This window comes from Stieleria sp., assembly GCF_041595215.1.
GTDB classification, from domain to species: Bacteria; Planctomycetota; Planctomycetia; order Pirellulales; family Pirellulaceae; genus Stieleria; species Stieleria magnilauensis.
In genome coordinates this window covers 1-3915 of sequence record NZ_JBFHKV010000837.1, presented here as the reverse complement: position 1 = coordinate 3915, position 3915 = coordinate 1, and the positions used below count along the sequence as shown (strand labels likewise).

The window sequence follows — 3915 nt, the reverse complement described above, 5'->3', positions numbered from 1 at the left end:
GGCGGGCGTTGGAGAGACCGGAGGGCTCGCGGGTTGTCGCTAACACGAAATGCCCGGCGGGCGGTGGAGAGACCGGAGGGCTCGCGGGTTGTCGCTAACACGAAATGCCCGGCGGGCGTTGGAGAGAACGGAGGGCTCGCGGGTTGTCGCTAACACGAAATGCCCGGCGGGTGCCGGGGAGACCGGAGGGCTCGCGCCCTTCCGCTAACGCGGAACAACTGGGGGGAAGCGTGTTCTAATTCTTAGCGGAAATCGCGGGTGCGGAGCTGCAGGCCGCTGACTTGGGAGGACAGATCGGTGATGCGGCCGGTGATCACGTGGATGACGCCGCTGCGGTTTTCTAGTTTTCCGTCGACGAGCCAGGCGTTGCTGGTCTTGGCGACTTTGAAAAATCGCTGCCACACCTTGGGAAAAATCACCAGGTTGATCGACCCGGTTTCGTCTTCCAGCGTGACGAAGGTGATGCCTTTGGCGGTGCTGGGCCGCTGCCGCATCAGCACCAAGCCGGCGACGCGGACGTGGCGGCCATCGCGAAGTTCGGGAAGTTGTACGGAGGTCACACAGCGGAGCCGATCGAGTTCGTCGCGGGCGAATGACATCGGATGGGCCTTCAGACTCAGTCCCGTCGTGTTGTAATCCGCGTAGACTTCTTCCAGTGGTGACATCGGAACCAGGTCTTCGGGCAATTCGTCATCGTCATCCACGGCATCCAACAGCGGCGCCTCGCCGGGCTTGTTGGATTGACCAAGTGATTGCCAGATGGCGGCGCGGCGGTCACCCGCGATGCTCGACAAGGCATCGGCATCGGCGAGCAAAGAGATCACCGCCTGGCCGATCCCGGCGCGTCTGGCAAGATCGGCGATGTCGCGAAACGGCCCTGATTGCTGCCGCGCCGCGACGAGTGCGTCGGCGGCATCGGCGCGCAACCCGCGCACCGTGCCCAGCCCCAAGCGGATTGCCGGGCCACTGCGGTTTGGGTCGGGCTCAAGCGTCGATTCCCAATCGCTTTGGTTGACATCGACCGAGCGAACTTGCACGCCGTGCTGCTTGGCATCGTTGATCAACTGTGCCGGTGCATAAAACCCCATCGGCTGGCTGTTGAGCAATGCGCAGCAGAAGGCGGCCGGATAATGGCATTTCAGATAGCACGAGGCGTAGACCAGCAGCGCAAAACTGGCGGCATGTGATTCGGGGAAACCGTATTCGCCGAAGCCGCGAATCTGGTTGAACACCTGTTCGGCAAATTTGCCCGTCAAGCCGTTGGCCTTCATTCCGTCGAGCAGCTTGATCCGGAACTTGTCGATCACGCCGGGGCGCCGCCAGGCGGCCATCGCGCGGCGCAGCTGGTCGGCTTCGCCGGGGGTGAATCCCGCCGCAACGACGGCCAACCGCATCGCTTGTTCCTGAAAGATCGGGACGCCGAGTGTTCGTTTCAAGACGTCACGGATCGCGTCGTTGGGGTAAACGACGGCATCCGGATTGTCACGGGCTTTCAAGAACGGGTGAACCATGTCGCCTTGAATCGGGCCTGGCCGCACGATCGCGACTTCGATCACCAAGTCATAGAAACAACGTGGTCGCAAACGCGGCAACATGCTCATCTGGGCGCGGCTTTCGATCTGAAAGACGCCCATCGTGTCGGCTCGACAGATCATGTCGTAGGTCGGTTTGTCGCCGTGTGGCAACGTGGAAAGCGACCAGGTCTCGCCATAGTGATCGGCCACCAAGTCAAAACAGCGATGGATCGCGGACAGCATCCCGAGGGCGAGCACGTCGACTTTGAGAATCCCCAACTCATCCAGATCGTCCTTGTCCCACTGAATCACCGTTCGTCCCGGCATGGCCGCGTTTTCGATCGGGCACAATTCGCAGAGTCGACCGGCCGACATCACCATGCCCCCGACGTGTTGGGAGAGGTGACGAGGGAATCCGACCAAGGTGCGAACGAGATAGCCGAATCGCTGTCCGATCGGAGATTCCGGGTCCAGGCCGCATTCGGCCATGCCGGTCGGCAACGCATCGTCGCTGTGATAGCTGCCGGCGATCTTGGACAGCGAATCGATCAGATCGGCCGACAATCCGAGTGCCTTGCCGACTTCGCGAATCGCGCTCTTGCTGCGGTAGGTCGTGACGGTGGCCGTCATGCCCGCCCGGTCGCGGCCGTATTTTTCGTACAGATACTGCAGCACCTCTTCGCGCCGTTGGTGTTCAAAGTCGACGTCGATGTCGGGTGCTTCATTGCGTTCGCGGCTGATGAATCGTTCGAACAGCAAGTCGGTTTGACTGGGGTCGACGTTGGTGATTCCCAGGCAATAACAAACGGTTGAATTGGCGGCGCTGCCGCGGCCCTGGCACAAAATGTCTCGACTGCGGGCGAAGCGAACCATGTCCCAAACGGTCAAGAAATAGGCTTCGTAACGCAGCTCCGCGATCAGTTCGAACTCGTGCTTGAGCAGTTCGATCACGCGGTCGGGCACCGCGCCGGGCCACCGCTGCCGGGCCCCTTCCCAGGTCAGCCGTTTCAGGTGCTCCAGCAACGTCATGCCCGGCGGAGCGATCTCTTGCGGATACTCGTACCGCAATTCGTCCAGACTGAACGTGCACCGCTGGGCGATTTGCAGGGTGCGCTCGATGGCTTCGGGAACGTCACGAAACAGTTCCTCGATTTCCGCGAGCGGGCGGAGATGGTGTTGGCTGTTGGCGAAACGCTGTTCGTGCACTTGGTCGATGGTCGTGCCGTTGCGGATGGCGGTCACGCAGTCGTGCATCAACATCCGATCGGCGGTGTGGTAGTGCACGTCTCCGGAGGCGACCAGGGGCACCCCGGACTGCAAAGACAGCGTGTGCATTTGCTTGATCGTCGCGCGGTCGTCGACGCCGTGATGGAGCGAACACAGCAGGTACGCGGAGTCACCGAACTGTTGTCGAAACTCGCCGCGGAGGAATTCGAGATTCAACTCGGGGCGTGCTTGACGCGGATCGCTGTCCGAATCGTTGTCCGCCGCTGCGGGATCGTCGCCGCGGGCAAGTTCGCCGGCCGAGGAAAACGCTCCGGCGATCAAGCCTTCGCTGAGTTCGACGATATCGGACCAGCTCAACTCGCATTGCCCTTTTTCGCACCGCAGACGACCGCGCGAAAGCAGTCGGCAGAGGCGTCCATAGGCGGCCCGATCGGTCGGCCAGAGGACCATCGACGGCGCATCGATCGGGTGAACTTCGGCACCGACGATGTATTTGAAATCCAGGTCCCGCGCGGCGCCGAATCCACGCACCACACCGGCGAGGGTTTCCGAATCGGTCAGCGCGAGGGCGTCATACCCCAGCTCGGCCGCCCGGGTGACGAGTTCGTCTGGATGCGAGGCCCCGCACAGGAACGAAAAATTGCTTTTGCAGTGGAGTTCGACGTATCGCATGACGCAACGGTAGACGCCCCGCGGCGTCGGGGCAACGACCGGGCCGGCCCGAAGACGGCGGCGGAATCGTGGTGACGGGGATCGTTGCGAAAGGGTTCTTGATGGCGGAATGACGGAATGATTTGAAGTGGCAGAATGATTCGGGGCAGAATGATGTTCTGACCGCTCGGATCGCGGAGCCAGAATCAGACAGCTCCCCCCATCATTCTGCCATCCCCATCCTTCTGCCATCCCCATCCTTCTGCCAACCCCGTCTCGCCGCGGCCGCCGTCTGGCGACGGCAGCGACAAGGTGGAGGGACGAACCGCTAGGTTTTTGCGTGACGGCGACACAGCAGTGCCGGCAACAACATCAAGTCGGCGACCAGGGCTGCGGTCAGTAGCAGGAACATCATCCAGGCGAATCGACGGGTCGGTTCAAAGTCGCTGAGTGCGAACACGAGCAATCCCAATCCACAAACGATCGTGGTTTGCGTGATCGCGCTGCCGCAGTGCTTGATCGT

Annotated in this window: 2 protein-coding genes; both read right to left on the bottom strand. The window is 61.8% G+C overall.

What is annotated here, in order from left to right; all coding sequences use genetic code 11:
- Positions 1 to 242 precede the first annotated feature (242 nt).
- Positions 243 to 3413 carry an error-prone DNA polymerase gene (locus ABX749_RS24970; RefSeq protein ID WP_372898385.1) on the bottom strand — a complete coding sequence of 1057 codons (3171 nt, stop codon included), beginning with the start codon at positions 3411 to 3413 and terminating at the stop codon, positions 243 to 245.
- A 307-nt stretch (positions 3414 to 3720) separates the two neighbouring features.
- Positions 3721 to 3915, bottom strand: a 195-nt coding sequence (locus ABX749_RS24965; RefSeq protein ID WP_372898384.1) for a hypothetical protein, incomplete at its 5' end; no start/stop codon positions are given.

Bases quoted from the DNA above. Each gene is read 5' to 3' on its own strand.
- ABX749_RS24970 (WP_372898385.1), bottom strand. From the start codon at position 3,413: ATGCGATACGTCGAACTCCACTGCAAAAGCAATTTTTCGTTCCTGTGC.